This window comes from Enterocloster lavalensis (assembly GCF_046603895.1).
Taxonomy (GTDB): domain Bacteria; phylum Bacillota; class Clostridia; order Lachnospirales; family Lachnospiraceae; genus Enterocloster; species Enterocloster lavalensis.
In genome coordinates this window covers 2,463,477-2,486,368 of sequence record NZ_CP176637.1, presented here as the reverse complement: position 1 = coordinate 2,486,368, position 22,892 = coordinate 2,463,477, and the positions used below count along the sequence as shown (strand labels likewise).

At 56.8% G+C, this 22,892-nt stretch carries 4 protein-coding genes; all 4 read left to right on the top strand.

Going from position 1 to position 22,892, the window contains the following annotated elements; translation table 11 throughout:
* The first annotated feature begins 259 nt into the window (after positions 1 to 259).
* The 4 genes from ACK2JC_RS10995 to ACK2JC_RS10980 all read left to right on the top strand — a co-directional run bounded on the left by ACK2JC_RS10995 (position 260) and on the right by ACK2JC_RS10980 (position 22,835).
* Positions 260 to 8,308, top strand: coding sequence for an Ig-like domain-containing protein (locus ACK2JC_RS10995; RefSeq protein WP_368272045.1), 8,049 nt, complete (start codon positions 260 to 262; stop codon positions 8,306 to 8,308).
* A 222-nt stretch (positions 8,309 to 8,530) separates the two neighbouring features.
* Entirely contained in the window at positions 8,531 to 9,373 is an 843-nt protein-coding gene (locus ACK2JC_RS10990) for a CAP domain-containing protein (RefSeq protein ID WP_320938606.1), read from the top strand.
* Between the two features lie 188 nt (positions 9,374 to 9,561).
* On the top strand, positions 9,562 to 10,035 hold the full coding sequence (tnpA, locus tag ACK2JC_RS10985) for an IS200/IS605 family transposase (protein ID WP_048931400.1): 474 nt from the start codon (positions 9,562 to 9,564) through the stop codon (positions 10,033 to 10,035).
* 1,079 nt (positions 10,036 to 11,114) lie between these two features.
* Entirely contained in the window at positions 11,115 to 22,835 is an 11,721-nt protein-coding gene (locus ACK2JC_RS10980; protein ID WP_368271438.1) for a SpaA isopeptide-forming pilin-related protein, read from the top strand.
* Positions 22,836 to 22,892 lie beyond the last annotated feature (57 nt).

The window sequence follows — 22,892 nt, the reverse complement described above, 5'->3', positions numbered from 1 at the left end:
TGGAGTGTTTGATTGGATACGGTGATTCGCCGGCAGGACCGGCGGATGATTGCTGGATGTAATGGGCCGTTGGCGCAGCCTGCGGGCGATTGCTGAATGTAATGGGCCGCTGGCATAGCCTGCGGGCGATTGCTGGATGTAATGGGCCGTTGGCGCAGCCTGCGGGCGATTGCTGGATGTAATGGGCCGCTGGCGTAGCCTGCGGGCGATTGCTTTGTGTACCCAAAAATCAGGAAAAGGGTGCGGAACAGGAGGTTATATGGAGTGGAAACGGGGATGTTCGCTGGTGTTGGCCGTAGTGCTTATGTTAAATGCTGTGCAGTGGCCGGAGATGAAGGGATGGGCGGCTGAGCCGGACCGGGAAGCCGGGACCGTGGCAGGAATGCCCGCTGCCCGCGCCACCCAATCGGAGGCGGAGCAGGCGGCGGGGGAGAATGAGGCGGAACGGGAGCGTCCGGGCTGGGGAGAGACGGCCGGAGGAGAGAGACCCGGAGGTGGGACAGTCGGAGGAGAGACAGCCGGAGGAGAGGCGTTCGGGGGAGAAAGACCCGGGAACGGGACGCCCGGCGAGGCGGAATGGTATGCGCCGGATATGGAGGCGCAGGGAATCAGCCGTTTTTTTGTCCGGAATCCCCGGGCAAATACCCGAGGGAAGCTGGAGGTGGACGGGGAATCGGTTTGGTATCTGAACTACATCAAGGACTCGCCGGACAAAAGCTACGCTTATGAGGTTCTGGACCAATCCGGTGAAAAAGTGGATCAGACGTGGTGGAACTATTGGTGGGACGAGGAGTTGGGAGGCTGGCGCATCCAGGCGAAGCCGACCCAGTATTCTCTGGACCATGAGGAATACCGGTACTTTATTCTGGATGAGGAGGGCGCGCTGACCACGGAAGTTCCCGCAATGATTGACCGGAAGCCCGTGGTATCCATGGACGGCTGTTTCTCTGCCTGGGCTATGCCGCTGCGAAGTCCCGGAACCATTCCGGACACGGTGGTGAGCGCAAACCACTGCTATGAGAACTCGGAAATCACCGCCATGCCGGAACTGCCGGAAGGGCTGCGGAGCATGGAATACATGTTTGCCGGCTGTTCGGAGCTGGAGGAAACTGTCCGGATCCCCCAGTCGGTGGAAAACATCGATTATGGATTCAGCGGTTCAGGAATCCGGGAGACGCCGGAGTTTGCCCAGGGGAGCCGTATTCGGAAGCTGCGGTTTACGTTCAGGGACTGCATTTGGCTGGAGCGGCTGGGATCGCTGCCGGAGCAGGCGCAGAATCTGGAAGGAACGTTCTGGGGCGCGCTGGCAGCGGGCGCGGACCTGGGGGAGGCAGAGCTGCCGGATTCCGTGACGGAGATGGAGGACACCTTTTTCGACTCGAATCTGGCGGTTTCACCCAGACTGCCGGAGGCGGTGAAAACTATTGACCGCTGTTTTATGAGGTGTACCGGCCTGGTCCAGGTTCCACTTCTGCCGGACAGCATCGAGTCGGCCAACCAGGCCTTTGACCACTGTACGGGTCTGCGGTTCGGGGACGGGGAAAATGTCAGTGTAGCGGCTCCGAAGTCGCTGGCCAACGCGGACCGAATGTTTGCCGGTGCGTATCGCACCGCGGGCAGCCCGGATGCTTACGGGAGGGACAGCGAGCTGTTGTACCTGTGGGATGAGAGCCAGTGGGAGATCATTTACCAAAACGCGTTTGACCAGGAGCCTGGGGAGGAGTCGCGGGACGCGTACGGCGACTACAACCTGTTCAGGGAACCCATTGGGTTGAGCGCCATGGAGCTTGTGACAATAGGACCCTATATTGACAGTGAGCAGGTTCTTGAGGGCGGAAAGCGCGCGCAGGCCGTTACCTTCCGGGGGATTTTGGGACGCTACAAAGCTCCGCCGGACTATTATCCCGAGGATGTGATCCAATACCGGATCGGGGGAGCCGGGGAGTTTCAGGACTGGGATGGAAATCCGGTGTATCTGTATGAGGACGCCCTGGTGGAGGCAAGGAAAATCCGCAGTATTCGGACTTACAACGGGACGGAAACCATTGTCACGGATGTGCGGGAAAAAACGGTGCGCGTGCAGCAGCCGGACGTACCGGTTTTGGACTGGAACTATATGGGAGGCGGCGAGTATGACGTCACCGTTATGTATCGGCCCTGGCTGCGCAGTCTTGAGCGCTTGGAGTTGAACTACCGGATCGACGGTGGACCGTGGAAATCCATTGAGAATTTTGGGCACCTGCGCGCCCACTGTGGACAGACGGTGAGCGCTGTTGCGGACTGGGGCGCGGTGTCGGACGCAGCACTTCTGCGTCTGCCGGATTATGTAAAGCGAATTGAGGTAGAGAATCCGGTTGACTATACGGGAATTCATGAATGCATTCCCATTGTCTGCCGGCTGTCTGAGGCGGATGCCGGGGACAAAACCTACCGGGTGGAAATCACTGGCGATCCGGACGGAATTGCCCGGGTATGGCAGGAGAAGGGCGGGAATTGGAGCATAGGCAACAGCGGCTACGGCCAGGTTACGATCCGTGTAACCGCCAATGACAAAGGCGGAGCTGCGGCGGAACACACATTTTCCTTTGTCAGTCCGGTGCAGTCGGTTTCCGTGGCGCTGGAAACACACCCGGACGGAATTCTGGGAATCGGTGAAACCGATCGGGCGCTGGTTTCCATTATACCGGCGGACCGGGAGGGGTACCAGCTTTCTGTATCGGATGCCACGGTTCTGCGGCTGGATGACCGGGAAGGAACTGTCACCGGGCTGCGGCAGGGGACGGCGGTGTTGGAGGCGAGGTCTATCGTGGATCCATCAGCGGCGGGGCAGATAACCGTTCAGGTGAGGGGGGATCCGGGCTGGATTAAACTGGAACCGGGGAACGCTGAACTGTACAGCGGGGAGACGCTTCATGTGACCTGTAACTGGGGGCCGCCTGGGACGGCGGAACCGGAGGTCGTACAGGAGGGGATTCCGGTGGACTGGCGCATCGTGGAACAGGGGGTGGGTTTGATCCGCGGGGAAGTCAGGCTCCGTGAGGAGGGGGCGTGGGGAACCACAAAACTGACGCTCCGAGCCAAGTCCAACCATGAGGTGCGCGGACAGTGCACAATTACATGGAAGCCCTATATCCGCTCCATCAAATTGACCGGCCCGGAGCAGATGGCGGCCGGAAGCCAGGCAAAGACCCAGGTGGTGAAGGATGTGGAGTCGGATGAAGCGCTGCGCTACACCTCGTCGGCCCCGGATATTTTGGAAGTTTCCCAGGACGGGGAGCTGACGGCGAAAAAGGCTGGGGAGGCGGTGATCACTGTGACGGCCGGTTATGGGGGAGCGTCCGGAAGTATTTCCGTGCGGGTGTCGGAACCGGAGGAGAAGGATATTTTCAATATCCGGCTGACGCTGGATCGGGATGTGCTTCATGAGGGGGAGGTCTGCGGATACCAGGTTCTGGTGGAGCCGGAGTACACCTCCGGCACCTGGTCCGTCACATCGTCCGATCCCGGGGTGCTGGAGGTTCTGGACGGTGGGAAAATAAAGGCCGTGGCTCCGGGGACGGCAAAGGTAACGGCCCGGGAAACCGTAGACCCGGACGGCAAGGACCTGGCGGAGGATGAACGGAACGTCACGGTGATCCCCAATCAGACGGCGGTTTTGGAGGTATATCCGGCCGGTCCGCTCTGGGAGCGGAACGGGGAACCGGTGATTTACAAGAACCTTCCGGGGGGAAGGGAGGTTGAATTCGCCTGCCGGATTCTTACCGACGCCGCCGACCAATCGGTGCGCTGGAGCGTGGACCGGGCGGACTTGGCGGAAATCGACGAGAACGGTGTTTTGAGACCGCTGGGCAACGGCATGGTGGTGGTGACGGCGGCCAGCTGCGCCTATCCCCAGGCGGCGGCCGGGTATCAGGTGGAGATCCGCACGGTGGCGACCGAGATCCGCTACAGGGCGGTGGAGCGGAATTGGGGGCAGTATGTGCTGACAGCGTCGGTATGGCCGGAGGATGCCAGCCCGGACCGGATTTATTGCCGGGATCAAAGCGCCGGGGAGGCGTTTCATGACATCACGGGCAGGGAATATACGCTGGAGCGGATTGAACACCTGTTGGAGTTTTCCACCTGTACGGGGCAGCCGACCGTGGAGGATGTGAGCAGACGGACGGGAATCTTCCAGTCCCAGGAGGTAGAGCGGCGGTATGAGCTGCACAGCTCCCACGCGGAGGAGCTTTATACGGTATATACGTCGGATTTGGACGATCAAAATGGTTTTTCACTGCGCATTTATGACAAGGAGCGGGGGAGATATCTGAAGAGCGGGGAGCGAAGCGGAATCTCCTGGCCCGCGGTCTTTGAACGCTGCGGGGGCTATGGGGAGGAGGACCAGCTGCCGATACGGGTGGCCGATGAAGCGGATGGGCTTTTGCAGTTGAGGGCGCAGGCCGAGGACCAGCTGAACAGCCTGTCCGGCACGTTCACCGATATCCATTTTCTGAGTTCCGGGCCTCGTTGGGCGGTGGAGGGCGGCGAGTTGTCCAGAAAAGAGTACCGGATCTGCTCGGACTGGCCGCTGCCTGAAACTGTGAATCTGCGCTGTCTGGACCGGGCGGGAAATGAACGCTACCGGTATGATCTGAGCCTGTATGAGGGCGGGATACCGGAGTTTCACTGCGGCGGCGGGGATCAGATTTTTTATACGGCCGCCAACAGCGAGCAGGGGGAGGTATATCTGGACATCAACGGAGAGACGTTTCCATCCCTGGAAGCCTGTGAAAAACGGTACGACATCCTGATTTACTGTGGAGAGGAAAACGTAACCGGCCGAATGTTGAAGCAGGTGGACGGACAGGGCAGGCCGCAGGTTCTGCTGATGGACCAGGGCGTTTTCACGATCATCGTATCAGGCGTGAATACAGGCGCTGCGGCAGTCCGGCAGGTGACGGCAGAGAATGCGGGAAGTTTCTACAATCTGTTTTTGGAATGCCCTGCTGCGGAATTTCAGCTTGTGGATCAGATCTGCACCCTTCAACAGTTCCGGGGCAGCCGGAGTATTTATACCTATAAGGCGCCGTTTTCCCGGGAGAGTGATCCGGTCACCGTGAGATATGGGGTGCAGTACGGAAATGCCGTCCGGTTGGACGATGTCCCCGGCTATGAGTTGACATATGAACTGATGACCGACCCGGATGGGGGACTGCGGGCGGAGTATTCTGATCATGCGGTCACCGCCAGGGGATACACCTCGGATACCCAAACCGCGCCGCCTTCGGAGAATATCAGGGTAACGGTGAAACGGGAGGGGGAGACCGTGGCTGTTCTGTACGGAAGGTATCAGGTACAGTGGCAGCTGCCCACGTTGGAACTGCCGAAGGAGTGGTATCTGGCGGTGGGGAGGGAGTGTAGAATTCCATTGTATTATCAGAGCCAATACAGGAATGAGCGCGGTATTGTGGAGCTCAGGGACATTGAGGAGGGGACGGTTAAACTGACTCTGGACGGACGGCCTGTGACCGGGACCGGCGAATGCGGAGATTTTGTGATTACCGGTCTGCGGGACGGCGAGCTGGGGCTGATCTGCCAACGGGAACCGGCGGGGGAAGTGGAGCTGAGGGTTTATGTGGACGGCGAGCAGATTTTTCAGAATACCGGCGATCCGTCCTACCGCGGCGAACAGCCGGTGGAGGCCGCGTGCAGGCTGCATGTGTTGGGTAAAGCCCGCGGGGAGGTGGAGAATGTGGTATTGGACGTGGGGGAAACCGCCTCTTTGGTGATTCACTGCGGCCTGGGGGACGAGGCATCCGAGGGAGAAATCATCGCGTACAAGGTGCTGAACGCTCCCGCGGGCAGTCAGCCGGTGCGGATCAATCATACCCGGATTATGGCTCTGGAAGCCGGAGAATGGCTGATGCAGGCTACGGTCCGTTTTTACAATCTGGCGTATTATGATGTGGTCTGCCAGTTCCGGGTGACGGCCCGCAATCCCGCCCAAGAGCTGACCGTGGCCGAGCGGAACGGCCGCACCGGCTGTGCGGTGGGAGAGAAGCTTTATCTGGTTCCGGGGTACAGCCCGGCGGACGCCGGAAATGTCCTGGGCTACGCCTGGGAAATGAAAGGAGACGCGCAAGGGGCTCAGGTCGACCAGAATGGGACTGTAACGGCTGAGGCGGCCGGAGATTACACGGTTGTGCTCCGGGACCTGCCGGAGCGGAGTCTGAGCGCGGAGTATTCGTTCCATGTGGAAGAGGCGCAGGTGAAGGCGGAGGCGGTTGAGGTGAGTCCCGCCAGCGCGCAGGCCGGAGGCGGGGAAAACGTGCAGTTTACGGCGCTTGTCCGGCCGGAAGAAGCCGGGGACCGGGAAGTGGTGTGGGAGGTTGAGGCGGATGGCCGCGCGTGTTCTATCAGCCGCTCGGGCGTTTTCCAGGGGATGAGGACCGGAGATTACACTGTGCGCTGCTCCCTGGCGGAGGACCCCGCTGTCTGTGGAACCGCTGTGGTCCATGTGGAGGTACGGTCCGAGCGCCTTGAGATTTTGGGGCCGTCCTGTGCCACTGAGGACTGTCCCGCCCAGCTCTGGACCGTTGTTTTTCCATCCGATGCGGTATACCAGGGAATTACCTGGGAGCTGATTGAAGGCGGGGACCTGGCTGAGATATCCGGTAACGGTCTGTTGACGTGTAAGGAGGGGATCGGAAAGGCGCGGGTGCGCGCTGTGATCGATGGAACGGATATCAGCGCAGAGCGGGAGCTCGCGCTTGGAAGGGAACTGCCGGAGCTGAGAGCGGAGATCCGCGGAGCGGACGGTGCGGTCAAGGGGGAAATACAGGGCAGCGGGGATCCGGCCTATCTGTATGTGAACGGAAACCGCGCCACCGGTTCTTACCTGGAACAAAATCACTGCGTCCTGCTGGTCAAACCGGATGCAGGCGGGCTGAAAATCGACGGAGCGGGCTGTGTCCATGGACTTTTGGCAGGTGATTATTCCGTGGAGGTAAGCCGGGAGGTGGAAGGGTTTGCCGTCCGTGATACCGTACAGGTAACGGTGATGGACGGAAATTACTACCAATTTTTGGAGATTTGGCCGGAACAGGATGCGTACCAGATCACGGAACAGGCGGGGAATGTAAGGCTGCGTTACCGGCTTGTGCCGCAGCTGCGGGAGGAGGACGAGATCGTGTGGTCGGTGGAATCCGGCCGGGATATTGCGGAGATAAACGGCGACGGGCTCCTGGCGGCAAAGGGGACGGCGGACGGTTTGGTGACAGTGAAATGCGCTGTTTTGGACCGGAAATCCGGACGGGAGTACATTTCCCAAAACTGTACGATCCTGGTATCCGGTCAGGTGATCGGAGTGTCGGAGATACACATCAGCTGCGCCGGGGAAGTTATGGAGGGAGAGCGGCTGCCGGTGGAGGTGATCGTGCTGCCGGAGAATGCCGGCAACAAGGAGTACCAAATGCTGGTGTCCAACCCGGAGGCCGGAGCGTTTCGGGATGGGTGGTTTTACGCCCGCAGACCTGGAAAGGTTACCCTGACGGTTATTTCGGAGGACAACCGGGCGTGTGAGGACACGGTGGAAGTAATCGTGAAAAAGAAGGAAGAAACAGTGCCGGACGGAGATGGCGACAGCGGGGAAACTGACGGAAATGGCGGCAGCGAGGCAGACCGCAGCGACAAAACTTCAGCCGGAGGGTATGGCGGGGCTTCACGTGGAAGCAGCGCGGAAGTCTTCACATTCTGGCGGCTGAGGGACGGAAAATGGTACTACTACAGGGCAGATGGAACCATGGCCGCGGACAGCTGGGTTCTGTACCTGGATCAATGGTACCGGCTGGGAGCGGACGGTGTGATGTTAAATAACAGCTGGTTCCGTGATGGTGAGAAACAGTATTATCTGAGCGACAACGGGGCCATGATTCGGGGCTGCTGGGGTCATGTGGACGGCCAGTGGCGCTATTTTGATCAGAATGGGCAAAGCCTTCCGGATGTTGAGGCGCGGGACGGCTTCCGGCTGAGCGGCCGGGATCTGGTCTATGTGGGACCGGACGCCGACAGCTGGGTCAATGTAGGGATTTACACCTATTGTCTGGACGAACGCAGACGGGTGATGACCGGGTGCTGGGTAGACCGGGGCGGAGCGCGGTATTACGCCGGCGCCGGCGGCTGGATTTTGCGGAATCAGTGGAACGAAGTAGATGGAAATTGGTATTTCCTGGATGGGGAAGGACGGATGGTGCGGGAGTCCATCGTCTGGGAGGGAAAACGTTACCAGTTGGATGAAAATGGAATTGCAAGAGATACCGGAAGATAAGAGAGGAACGGGGCTTATGCCTGGCGCTGGGCCCCACCGGTATTCCGGGCCCGCGGGGATGGCCCCGGAAGGGGATGTACCTTGGAAATTGAATAAGAAACGCCATAGTTTGACGGGGGTTATTAAATAAATTGTAAGGGAGAAGATTATGTAGTATAATGTGTTTATGAATGTCGGAATATGGCCGGGCAGCGCGAAGCCCGGCCAAAGAAAAGAGGAGCTATGAGAACGTATCGAAAAGCAGTGATGGCCATTGCTGCAGCCGGCGCGCTGGCAGCGCTGGCTGCGGTACCATCCTATGCGGGCCAGTGGCAGCAGGACGGGAACGGCTGGTGGTGGCAGAATGACGACGGCAGTTATCCATACTGGATGTGGGCCTGGATCGACGGCAACCATGATGGGATTGCGGAAAACTACTATTTTGATGAGAATGGATATCTCTCCACAGACACCGCCAGTCAGGGATTGCAGGTAAATGAAAACGGTGCTCTGCTGATAAACGGAGCGGTGTGCACTGCGCAGATTCCCGGCGGCGGAGACTGGTACCCGGGCGTCGCGGTCAATGGGAAAATGTTTGTGGCAGAAGCCGACCGCTCGGAAGTCAACGCCGTGGAGGCCGCGCTGGCGGCGGAGCGTGAGGCCCGGGAGAGAGCGGCGAATGAACGCGAGGACATCGATCCCTCCGAGCTGGCTCTGCGGATCATAGAGCTGGTCAATGAGGAACGGGTTCGAAAAGGAAAGGCGGAGCTGGAAATCAATGATGAATTGATGGAGAGCGCGCGGGTGAGGGCAGAGGAGGTGAGCGAGAACTTCTCGCATACGCGGCCGGATGGGACGAGTTGTTTGACTGCGATTAATTTGGAGTATGCGGCGGCTTCGGAGAATGCTGCGCATATATATGGATATACGATGGAAGATGTAGCCCAGAATGCGGTGGAGGCTTGGATAAAGTCTCCGGGTCATCATGTAGCGATGATACAGTCAAAATGGGAGGAAACTGGAGTAGGAGTTTATGTAAATGGTACACAAGTAAGCGTTGTCCAGCTGTTTATAAAGAACAAGTAATTGGATTAAGAATCAAGGGACTATTGGCGAATCAGATAAAGATACGCCGATAGTTCTTTTTGTTGTGTCACAGTAAAAATAAACCACCTGCTCTGCAGGTGGAGGGAATATCTTCAGATAAAAGCAACTCCTGTGCTAAACTAGATGTAGGTCTGCAAACCACAAATAAAAAGCACAGGAGGTCCAAAATGGACAATAATAGTTTAGCGCACACAAAATGGGATTGCAAGTATCATCTGGTTTTTGCACCAAAATATCGTAGACAGGTAATCTATAAAGATATCAAGGCAGATGTAGGACAAATCCTTGGGACATTATGCCGAAGAAAAGGAATCGAGATAATCGAGGCACAATGCATGCCAGATCATATTCATATGCTGGTAAGCATTCCACCCAAATATTCAGTATCAGAGGTGGTGGGATATCTCAAAGGAAAAAGTTCACTCATGATATTCGAGAAGCATGCGAACCTAAAGTATAAGTACGGAAACCGTCATTTCTGGTGCCGTGGATATTACGTGGACACAGTAGGAAAGAATACGGCGGCAATAAAGGCATACATCCAAAATCAGATAAAAGAGGACTTGGAATATGACCAGATGTCGTTAGTAGAGTACATAGACCCGTTTACGGGTGAGCCGGTGAAGAAAAACAAGAAGTAGGACTCTTAAGAGTCAGTAGGGAGTCAAAGCAAACCAGCAAGCCCCTTTTGGGGCAAAGCCGGAGTAAGGAAGCACTGAATATGCCCTTTTAAGGGCAGCTGAGAATGTGGTGCAGCTGGCAGACTTTTCAGTGCGCCTTCCGGGCGCAAGCAGGTAACAGCCCCTTATAGGGGCAGAACAAGCCACCGGCTAAGCCGGTGGTCTTGACTTTCAGAAAGGGGGAACGCATGCAATATTTACGACGATTTAAACGGTCAATTTCATTTTTGTTGGCGATGATTATATTTTCAGCCTCTGTATTTTATATACCATCATATGCGGATGATGGTACGATTGAAATTTGGCCGCGCCAAATAATATTCGCAAATAAAAATTTTACAGTTTTTGGAAAAACGCATCATATGATGAGTTACTATCAAGAGGGGGTAAGCTCGAATGCGCAGCCGACATTTTGCCTGGAACCCGGGAAAAAACTCCCGGACGGGTCTAAGGCGACATATAGGATCTACACCGCTACAGGAGATGAAACGATTCCAGGAGTTGGTGATTCTGACAAGTTTGTTCCAATAACCCTTGCGTATGAGTGGATCCAGCGTATTGCTAATCTTCGGGATCCTGTGTGCTATGCAGTTGTTCAGACTTATATTTGGGGATGTGTGGGAGGATATGCAGAAGATTGGGAGGTTCAGGAGGAAGCGCAGAAAAAACTGGCCGCCATATTAAATAATAATCACGTTTTAAATGAATTTGCCAGCTTAAAGGAATTTGTGCAAGATGGGCTTGAAGAATTTAGTAATTCATCTTGGGGAGGTCTGCCGGAATGGAATGGGACACAACAGGAAATGTCATTGGAAGATGGAGTTTATACATTAACATTGAACATAACATCCTGTCCTCAACTAAAAAATGTTATTTGGAGTTTTCCGGATGTTGACTGGAGTTATCAGGTTATTGGAGATAGTATTGTGTTTCAATATAATGGTTCCAAGCGGCCGGAAGGAGAAGTGAGATCTTCTGATTTGTACGGTGTTGGTAATAAGTATTATGCTTATATTTTTACACCTGGTGATAATGGACAGTTGCAGCATCAAGTAGGGCGATTTGAAAATGAAGAAGTCCCGGCTCAAGTAAGCTTTATAGTTGGGAGTCCCATTAAATTCCCCGGTTCCGTCACCTTCACCCCCTACCGCCACACCGAACTCTTCGACTCCCACTACAACATCTCCCTGGAAAAATATTGTGCGGAGACAAATCAACCACTGGAGGGGTCTATATTCGACATTTGGGAGGATTTTGACCGGTCGCAGTTGAGCGGTCATCGTTACAGGGAGGGAAGCCCGGACGGGCGGACCGGCTGCCTTTACGACAATGCGTTTGAGCCGTTTCCGCTGGCTATTCATATTTGCGACACTATTACCACCGGACAGGATGGGCGGGGAGAACACCGGGACATCAGATCCTACCGTTACAGCAAGACATACTGTACCGGGCATCCTGCGCCGGAATGGGTGGACGTGCCGGAGGAAGAGTACGATGAGGTTACCGGGGAGTGCACAAACGAGGGGGAGATTGAGGCGGCAGAGGCGGAGAATGAGCGCCTGCACGACCTGTGGATGGCCCAGCAGGAGTTGTGCAGTGAAACATGTGATTTTCATGTGGGAAATGAGGATGAGGACAATCACGACTATGACTACTCCGCCCAGGAAGAGATGCTGGAGGACCGGGATGAGACTTACGAAAAATTCATCAACTTAGAATATTTATACACATTGAAGGAAAAGACCGCCCGCACCGGGTACATTCTCCATGGACGCCACAAGGATGATCAGGAAGTGGAGACAGTGTCGGTTTCTTCCGCTGAAAGCGGGGGAGGCGCCAGGCGGGCAGAGATGAGCGGAACGCTGCAATCCGGTGTGGAACCGGAAGTAAGCGACAATCAGCCTGCGATCAGTGAGGAGTTAAAGCGCCTGGTATTTTCCGTTGCAGCGCCGGGGCTGAGTCTGGAGGATCTGCGCAGGGTGGAGGACGTCGCCCCGCAGATCGTGACGGCGAGCGGAAGCAGTGCTGCACGGAATAATAGCGTGGCGGCGGACCATTCTAAACCAAGCGCTTCTTCCGCCAGCGAAAGCGAGGCAGACTACTTTATATTGACCGATGAGGGAGATGGGGATGATGATGAGTTCGAGGAGGAAATGATCCCCGGGAGCTATCGCTATATCTGGAAAACTGTGGAAATTCCTCATATGAGAGCGGCCTCAGCCTCAGAAGCGGTCCGGGACGAACCGGAAACTCCGGTGGAATCTCTGATCCCGGAGAGCTGGGGACCGGCGTTTTTCCGCCTGGCTATTGGACGCCTGGCCGGGGAGCGGGGGATGGATTTATCCGATGAATTTCCGGATTTTACGGACGACGACCTGGGTGGGATGGAGACAGGGGGCTATGGGGAACCGTCTACCCTGCTGTATGCGTTTAGGGTGTGGGATCATCGGACGGAAGGGGAGCTTCACATCAATAAGCGGGATCTGGAGCTGTACCGGGCAGACCCGGAACGCAGTTTTGGCAGAACCCAGGGAGATGCCACCCTGGAGGGCGCTGTGTACGGGCTGTTTGCAGCCCAGGATTTGGTGCATCCGGATGGGAAATCCGGGATTATCTACAATCGGAATGACCTGGTGGCCGTGGCGTCCACGGATCAGGAGGGAGACGCTTCCTTCCTGGCGTTTACGGAGAATCCGGGAACACGCCTTGATCCGGACGGAAATCTCCTTGTGCCGGAAGGGCCGACAGGGGCCGTGAATCTCTATAACGGCGGCACAATCACCTCGTCAAGCTGCGGCTTCGGCGCCATTTCCTACCCGGATTATGCGGCGGAAAACGGAGGGCAGTGGATCGGGCGGCCGTTGCTCATGGGCCGCTACTATGTGAGGGAATTGAGCCGTTCCGAGGGTTATGAACTGTCAGTACAGGGGATTCTGGCCTCGGAGACAAACCGGGAGGCGGACGGGACTGCGGTTGTGGCCGAGGCAGGGACGGCCCGGATCAGCGCAGGACTTTCGGATTACAACGATATGAACGCGGATGGCTCCTGGAACGACTTTATTGTCGAGTCGTACAGGACGGAAAACGGCTACGATGTGGTGGTTGCCGGTTACCCGGAGGGGACCAGGTTTTACCGCATGGAGGTGGAGCAGGTTACGGAAACGGTTCAGACCATCACGGGCAGCACGCTGGAGCCGAAGAAGGACGGGAACGGCAATGTGGTATACCAGACCGCGAAGGGGGGAGAGTATAAGACGGACGGGGATGGGAATCCGATTGTGAAAGATTTGTCGGACCATTCCAAACCTCAGGCAGAGACGGTGCCTTACCGCTTCCGGATGAGCGGTTATCCCCGGGGAGAGGCGGAACCGGAGGATATCACGCGGTGGCAGGAGCCGGTGGGCGATTTCGACTACCTGAGGGATGAGGTCAACAAAATGCTGCAGAAGGCCGGTTACAGGGCCTTGTCCGATGAGGACGGCTCTCCCTGGTTCAATCTGAAATTGGCAGGGGACACCAACGCGGAAGCGGGGACGGAGATTTTAGACTGGTTTACAGAGCACAATACATGGGACAGTGCTTCGGTCCACTCGGTTTATGAGGATGAGGAGGGCGATCTGTACGCGCGATTCTATTATGACTACTCAAAAGTGGATGAGTCGTACCCGGCTTTTTACGATGCTATGAACCAGAAGCTATGCATCCGCAAAGAAATGACAGTGGAGGGCAGAGAAGGAAGCGGACATTATTGGGTGCAGTATGAAAAAGGGGAGTATACCCTGGGCGGCACCACGGCAACGGCCGGGCAAAGGCGGGAAATACCGGAGGGCGCGGCGGTGCCGTTTGGAGATGAGATCGAGGTCTGGATTGAGGCGGTCTATCAGCCTTCCTATGAGACATACGCGCCAGGGGAGACATTGATGGGGCCTGACGGACAGCCTGTTCCGGTGATGGAGCGGACCTATACCTACGGGGAGGCCAAGCAGACGGTGGACCGTGAGAGCAGCCGGGAGGTTGTGGCCTCCCGCGAGGATTCCACCGGCTATTACATCATTCACGTGGAAAATGAGACGGATTGGGATGGGGTAAGCGGGCCGGAATATACCAGGTTTCGGGCGGTGACACGGCAGACGGACATTGAATATCAGGGAGAGCCGATGCCTTACAACCGTTATCTGGTGGAAGCGGCAGGTGCCGGAGTGTCGGCCAATGCCTCCGTGCCTGCATTCGACGCAGGAAGCTACATTGTGGCGGGGACGCTGGTTTATCCAGGGCAGATTGTGGTATACCAGGATGGAGGAACCCGTGACAAGCCTCTTCAGGTGCTGGAGCGGGTGATCAAACAGCCGATCCGGATCACAAAGGATATTTCTCAGGCCTCTTACGATAACGTGAACACCTACGGTTCCCTGCACAATGATCCCCTCACGGTATTTCTGGGACTGTTTGGTGTGACCGGAGGCCGGGGAATCAAGCAGCTGAGCCAGTTCAAGTTCAAATTGTACCTGAAGCGGAACCTGGAAGCGATCTATGTGGATGAGAACGACGGGGTGGTATCGGAGGAACTCTATGATCCGGAATTTAAAGGGCTGGTTCAGACTGCATTTGCGCCGCCAAAAGAGGGGGCTGGGCGGCAGCTTCTGGAGATAAAGGCGGATGGAACCTATGACTATCGCAAGTTTTTCGATGCCCTGAAGGCCGCCGGACAGGCTGACGGCGCTGCCTGGGATTTTGCGGTCCGGCAGTTTGCCGTGACCTATCTGGATGTGGCGGGTTATAAGCAGGAAATTCTCTCATCTGAGCCGGAACTGGGCAGCGATATCGCTTATGAGCGGGCGCTGGAGCGGGCCGTGAACGAGGCCGCTGTCTATCTGTCCGCGTTTCGGGGGCTGGAGGAAAAGCTGGCAATCGCGTGGGACAGCGATCCCGACGGCGGCCCGGACCATGACAGGACAACGCTGCAGTGCAACACAAAGAACGGGAAGGACGACTATTATAACAGTTCGGTTATGTTGCCCTACGGTACTTATGTGGTGGTCGAACAGGTTCCGGCAGCGGTGAAACCGGAATTGGCGAACCGGCATTACGAGCGGGATTATCCCAAGGAGATCGTGTTGCCCTTTGCCCCGGATATCGGCGAAGATGGGAACACCGGGGAGACGGTTGTGGACAGCGGGACCGGGAATCCATTTTTTAACTACAACAGCCAGGACCGGCCCGAGGATCTGATCCGCAAGTACAAAATCCGTTTTAACGAAGAATCCCATGTGATCAGGGCGCACCGGTCGGACGGAGATTTCCTGATTTATAAATATGGGCTGAAAATGGATGGGGCGCCGGAGGAATTACGGGGAAAACACATATCCTGCAGCGAGGTCTCAGGCACGGTGGACGGCGTGGTCTACAGCGGCCGCGAGACACAAAGCGGGGAGCTTGAGGTTCGGGACAACGTGGCCTCCATGACCGGGGTGAATACGGCGGTGGACGGAAAGTATGCGGCCATGCTGGTCCCCTGGACAATCCTGGAGCCTGCGGTGGACCGGGTTAACCCCGACACCGGCAATGTGGAGACGCTGACGCCGTCGGGCAGCGGGGCAGATTTCAACTATGTAGCGTACGCCACAGAGGATTTTGAGAACAAATACGCCTCCTCAAAGCTGCGGATTGAGAAGCTGGATGCGCAGACCGGGGAAAATATTATCCATTCCGGCGCACTGTTCAGAATCTTCGCTGCCAAGCGGGAGGTGGAACAGACCGGAGGCGGCGCTGTAAGCGGCAGCGGAAAGGTGCTGTTTGGCGAAGCCGTGGATCTGCACGGCAACCGGGTGGTAGACGCTGCGGGCAAGCCGGTGCTGTACCCCAGAGTGGGGCAGTTAAACGGAGGCGATAGCGACCTGCCTATCCGTCTGGACCGGGAGGGAATCCCGCTGTACGATGAAACGCAGTTGATCCGACAGAGGGATGAGGACGGAAATGAGACCGGTATATTTAAAGCATATTCAACAGTGCGGGAGGTGGTAGTGGACGGTGTAATCCGCAAGGAAACGGTGGGGTATATTGAGACTTGCCGTCCGCTTGGAGCCGGGGCCTATGTGCTGGTGGAGATTCAGGCGCCGGAGGGATATACAAAGAGCCGGCCGGTCGCCTTTGAGGTGTATGGGGACAGTGTGCATTATTATGCAGAAAAATGGCATTCGGATGGAACCACGGATGGCTGGGAACGGATTCCGGCCGTGCAGTACCAGTATGCGGTGCCTGTACAGGAAGCGGCCAACAAGTTTGGGACGGAGACGGTCAGCCGAATTGAGGTGGAGGATTATCCGTCCAGAGTCGAGATCTACAAGGTGGAGGACGGCGACTCCCTGGTGGGAAATGAAAACGGCCTGAAAGCACAGGACGCCTGGGGCAACCCGGAAGCCAGCGGCGGTTTTATACAGGAAATTGCCGTGAACGACGCGGGGGATCATCTGGTATATGAGGTCCGCGGCAGGAAGGAGTATCTGGAGGAGCGGGGAGACGTGCAGGATATTGTCTATGATCCGGAGACAAAGGAGTGGTACGGCCGCGTAATAAAAGCCAACGACGAGTATTCTGAGCAGATTATTGAGGGTACGGAAATGGAGTTAAAGGCCATGGATCACGTTAAACCGCTGTATCATCCGGATGGCGCGTTCTCAGGAAAGGGAATCCGATTTGGTGTGGCGGTCAGCGGCGCCGGTCTGGCGCTTTACCGCGGGATAGAACTGGAAAAGACTGGGGAAAATCAGTATAAAGGCGTGACCGCGGTCTGGGCGGACGGAAAAGTGGAGCGCGTCACGGACCGGAATACCGGAACCCACAAGGAAATCCGGATCACCGGGTCGGATTCCGGTCCGGGCGGACTGGATATCTGGGACGCGGTGGAACTGGAGAATGCCCCGGTCGACTTGTATTTCTACGATCTGCAGTCCGTGGAAACCAGGTATCACTCATCGAACAATGAGCTGGCGGTGCTGGATAGCCGCGGCAATGAGATTTGCTTTGCGGATTCTGTCACAGGCATGGCTTACGTGTACGACGATTATGGCAGAATGATCGCGTACACGGCGGATGATCAGGGCCAGAAAGAGTTGGTTCGTTCCATTCAGATTAAGCGGGATGGAACGGTGGAAACCCTGTACCCAGATAAGGTCACGGAGGACGATGAAAACGGGCTGCCGGTTTATTACAGAAGCGGTTCTGTGATCACAAAGGAGGAGCGTTGGACCACGGATCAGAGCGCAGGGTCGGACGGGACGCCGGAGACGGAGGGAGCGGTCCACCGGATCGCGCGCCTTCCCTTTGGGGCGTACATATTGCAGGAGGAACAGGTGCCTCACGGGCAGGGATATGTCCAGTCCCGTTACCTGGGAATCGTCCTGCGGGATACCGGGGAAGTGCAGAAGTATTTCCTTTCCAACGAATTTACCAGGACGGCATTTTCCAAGGTGGACGTGAGGACCCAGAGGGAAATTCAGGGGGCGGAGATGACCCTTTACCGGGCGGAGGTGGATACGGAGGGAAAACCGGTTACGGATGAGAACGGAAATTACGTCAAAGGGGAAGCTGTCGCAGCCTGGATCAGCGGGTATGAGTGCGACGACAGGGGGAATCTAAAGCTCGGAGCGGATGGAGAGAGGATTCCCACCACAAGGCCGCACTGGATCGACCACATTCCGGTAGGCCCATATGTGCTGGAGGAGACGATATGTCCCTATGAACAGGGATATGTTCAGTCTAAAGCCATGCCCATTGATGTGCGGGAGACTGGTAATGTGCAGTCCTACCGCATGGAGGATGATTTTACGTCCGTTGACATCCGCAAATACGACACGGAGAATGGGGAGGTTCTCTATGAGGACAGCGCGGCCTGGCTCTCATTATACCCCGCTCTGCTGGATGAAGAAGGAAATCCAGTGCGGGACGAGGAAGGGGAACCGGTATATGACCCGGAAAATGAGATTTTTACGTTCCGCGCCGCCACTTACAGGGACGGCCAGGAGGTGGCGGCTACGGGCAGGCTGACTGAGGATGCGGCGGGGAATCATCCGATCATGAAGTATGATTACTGCTACCGGCCTGTTCCTAATACCCTTCAGGGGCGCTATTATTATACGGAGACCGGCACCACAAGGATTGAGTATCTGCCGGTGGGAAGCTATGTCCTGGTGGAATCCGGGAATCCGGCGGGGTACGCCACCGCTCCGGCCATGCTCCTTACGGTTGAGGACACCGGCCATCTGGAAGAAATCCAGGCGTTTGAGATGGGCGACCGGCCGCTGACGCTCCAGGTATCCAAGGTGAGTATTACCAGAGGAAAAGAGGTAAAGGGAGCCGGAATGGCAGTCTATGAGATGGACGGCCAGGGAAATGTGTCGGTGCAGCCCCTTATGGTCCGCCGTCCCGCCGAGGGCGGCGCATATGAGGAGGTGGAGGCCAGCTGGGTATCCGGAATGGACGGGATCTATACCCGGGAGGAAGCGGAAGCAGGGGAGATTCCGGAGGGATTTGAGGCCGGTGATCTGAAGCCTCATATAATCCGCTACATTCCGGAGGGGGATTATGTTTTGGAGGAGGTGACCACCCCCTACGGATTTCTACAGTCGGTCCGCGTTCCGTTTACCATCCGGGATACCGGGGAACTGCAGTCGGTGGAGATGATTGACCGCATCCCCGACGGAGAGCTGGAACTGGTGAAATCCGATACCGACGAGCCGGAAATGAAACTGGCCGGGGCGGAGTTTCAGCTGTTGAACCGGACGCTGGGAACCGTGTGCGGGACCGTGGTGACGGATGAGCAGGGCGCCGCGAAATTTCCGGCCCAGCCCATCGGTTATCAAAACAGTCAGGGTGAATTTACCCCGTATACCTATGTGTGTACGGAGACCAAAGCGCCTGTGGGTCATATGCTGACGCTGCCGGATTATGAGTTTCAGTTCCAGTATGAGGACAGCAACACCCCGCTTCTGACGGTAGAATACCGGCCTGCCAACGACTCCAACCGGGTCAGGGTGGACAAGGTGATCCGGGATACCGGAGAACTGTTGGAGGGTGCTGCACTGCAGATAGAGCGCACGGATCATCCGGAGGCACCGGAGAGTGGAAAATGGGAGGTGGTGGACCGGTGGATCAGCACCAGGCAGCCCCATTACAGCAAGGGTTTAGAGGCAGGAACCTACCGTTTGGTGGAGACGCAGACGCCGGGCGATGGGTACCCGGTTCTGGCGGAGCCCATTTTATTCGTGATTGAGGACGGGATGCGGGAAGTGCTCCACCTGACGATGCCAAATGACACGACCGCGGTGGATATCGGGAAAACCGTCGGCGCTTCCCAAACGCTGCTGGCGGGAGCCAGGCTCGCGCTGATCTGTAAATCCGACGGAAGAACCGTGGAGGAGTGGACGTCGACGGATCAGGGAGCCCACCGGATCTATGGGCTTCCAGCTGGTACCTATATCATCCGGGAGCTGGAAGCGCCGTCCGGTTACCGGAGGGGCGAGGATCGGGAGATTGTGGTGGACCAGGGTGGAAAAATCCAGGTATTTCAGTACGAAAACTACAGAAAGAGCTCTGGGGGAGGCGGGGGAACGCCGGATATACCGCCGGAGACCTTTGCCAGCTTCCGAAAGGCAGATACCAATGGAACCGCGCTGCCTGGGGCGCAGTTTACGTTTTACAACCAGGACGGGTCCGTGCTGGGAATTTCGGTCAGCGACAGCAGCGGAATGTTCCGGATTAAAAAGCCTGCGGACGGCACCTATACCTTCCGGGAGACCGGAGCTCCGTCGGGGTATGCATTAAACAGTCAGGTGTTCAGTTTTACAGTCCTAAACGGAGTGGTGGAAACGGGAGTCTACCAGGTGGAGGATGCGCGGCTGGAAGTGCCGCTTCACAAGCTGGACGGTGAGACGGGACGGGGAATTTCAGGCGCTGTGCTGCGGATTACGGAGCCGGATACCGGAAAGATTCTGATGGAAGCCGGGACGGACGGCGAGGGCCTGGCTGTGTTCCGGCCATCCGAGCCAGGGAGATACCGTTTGGAAGAGGTTCAGGCGCCGGAGGGCTACGTGAGGACGGAGGCACAGATGGAATTTTCAGTGCTGCCGGATGGAACAGTGGACGGGAATACCTGCGTGTACAACTTCCGGGAAGAAACGAAAATCGGCAGAATCACGGCCTACTATAAAACCTCTCTGAGAGGGGACGGCGTGCTGCGTTTCAGGGGACAAACGCCGGAGCTTGTCAAAACAGGGGACGATACACCGTTAGAATGGATCGCCTCCGGGATTTTAATTTGTCTGGCAGGTATGATAATATCCGGCGGGGCGGAGCTTAGGAGAAGAAAACGGGAGAGAGATCGGAAACGATGCGGGCCGAATGAATTAGAGGGTCACAATAAGCTGAGCGCACACATGCCGGTTAAACGTGTATGCTCCGGGCGGCGCTTGTATACAATTTTCTTCCTGGTCCTGCTCGCTGTGTTTCTCTTCCTAATCCCGGTGTTTATGCCGCCCGCGGTAGCGGGACAGCGGCTTTGGACAGAAATAAGGGCAGAATCCTTGGAAGGGGAGATAACGGAAATGGATGGTGGTTCTGAGGCTTTGGATGATGAAAACATCTTTCGGAATTTCCCGTTGACGAAAATGGTGGATGGCCGGGAGTATATCCGAAGCAGGGTGGAGCGAAAGTGGATCACCGGTCTTTTGGCCACTGTTCCCGGAAGAATCAGAACGGTTCTGAGCGATCCATTTCAGGATTTGCCGCAAAATCACATTCCGGCCGCGGTGATCGAATATGAGGGCCGGCGTTACGGGCTGAAAAGTTATGAAACCATACCGGCAAAAATAGGCGGCAGAACGCTGGAGGTGAAAAAGCAAATCACATATCAGGGGCTGGGGGCGGAAGAGAATCCGCCTCAGACTGCCCGCCTGGAGGTGAAAGATCCGGTGACCGGAACCGAAAGCAGTGTGGTTGTGCCGCTTTTGAGCAGTTGTTTTTCCAATGAACGATGGGAGAACGGTTTGGACCTGAGAAGTGTGGCCGAGGACTGTGACGCCGGGATATTTCTTTTGGGAAATGCGCTGGTTCAACTGCCCGGGGATAACCCGGACGCACCTTCCGCTGATGTCAGAAACACAGACCTGTGCGCCGCCCTGCTGGAAGATCTGGGACTACCGGCTGATTGCTGCCAGATCACGGAGATCCGCTGGGACGGGCCTTCGTACGAGGAAAACGACACGGTAAACAGACGCCTGCGGGTCAAGGGCCAGCGGTTGGTGCGGGACTGCGAAGCTGTGTATGGGGGAATGGCTGCGCTGAATCCGCTGGACGGACAGCAGATTCAGGCAGTGTATGAGGAGTTGGAGCCGCAGGAGTCGATGGAGACAGGCAGGAAGGCAGAGGGGGCGGTTGGGGCTGCGGCATCGGCAGGAAACCGCCGGATATTGGAGTATACGGCCGTCTATGAGCGGTCTGAGAGAAAAGGAGGGGATGATGTGAATTATAAAGAGGTGAGGCGCAGCGCTGCACGGTTTATTCCGGGGGCATTGGTGGTTCTGTTTTCCGTCGGCCTGATCCTCTGCTGCGCCGCGGCCATCCGGGCCGACCACAGGTACAGTCAGGACCAGGAGTCTTATGAGGCGGTCCGAAAACTGGCCAACGCCGTCTCGGACGGGGAACAGGTTGAGGCAGTTGGGACTATGGAAGCGGCATTTTTGGGCGTAGGAAAGTGGAAAACGAAAAAATTCTTCGGTGCGCCGGAGAAGTCAGGGGCGGTTTCCGGCGCATATGGGAAAACTCTTAGTATGCCAGGAAAATTCCCGGGTTTGCCATCAAAATCTCCGGGGTTGCTATCAAAATTCTCGGGTTTACCATCAAAATCCGCAGTTGTGCCTTCAAAAATCCGGTCCGCAGCGCGTCACGCTGCTGGTACGGCGGTTTGGGGAAATCGTGGCTTGGGCGGCTTGGCTGAACACCGTGCTACCGGCGGATCCGTACCGGCTGTGCCCTGTACAGCCAGCCCGTCCATACCGGCTGCCCGTCGCGCTACCGCCCCGTCCATACCGGCTGCCTGTCGCGCTACCGCCCCGTCCGTACCGGCCGAACGCCATGCAGCGCACCTCCCCACCCTCCCCGCCGATCCATCCAACGATGTCATTGCCCTGCCGGATATTCAGGAAGAAGCGCTGAGGAAAATGAACCCTGAATACTGTTTTTGGATCTACATACCGGGCACACGCATCAATTACCCTGTGGCGCGGCATTGTGACAATCAGTTTTATCTCAGCCACAGATTTGACGGAGGAGAGGGCGGGTGCGGCAGTCTCTTTGCGGACTGCCGGGAGAAGCCTTTATCCGGGGCGGAAACCTTAGTTTACGGCCATAATATGAAGGACGGTACGATGTTTGCGGGCCTGAAGAACTATTTGGATGAGGACTTCCGGGTCCGGCATTCGAACATTTACGTCTATGATGGCGGCGCGTGGAATAGTTATGCGGTGGAATCGTGTTCGGTTTCCGGAATGGAGGAACATGCACTGCAGGAATGCGGGCAGGAGATGGGGCGGACGCCGGATTCCGCCGGGACTGCCTCCACGCCGGATTCGGCCGGGACGGCCCCTACGCCGTATTCCGCCGGAGCTGCCCCCGCGCCCCCTGAGTATTTGACGCTGCTCACCTGCCACAGCGGCGGGCGCAGGCTGGTGGTGCGGGCTGCTGCGAACGGGAAGGGGGCGCGGCTATGAGAGGACGGCCTGCGGCCCGGACGTATCTCCGGATGTTACTGACATCACTCCTAGTGT

Excerpts from the sequence above, each read along its gene's own strand:
- tnpA (WP_048931400.1), top strand. The coding sequence starts at position 9,562 with ATGGACAATAATAGTTTAGCGCACACAAAATGGGATTGCAAGTATCAT.
- ACK2JC_RS10995 (WP_368272045.1), top strand. The coding sequence starts at position 260 with ATGGAGTGGAAACGGGGATGTTCGCTGGTGTTGGCCGTAGTGCTTATG.
- ACK2JC_RS10990 (WP_320938606.1), top strand. The coding sequence starts at position 8,531 with ATGAGAACGTATCGAAAAGCAGTGATGGCCATTGCTGCAGCCGGCGCG.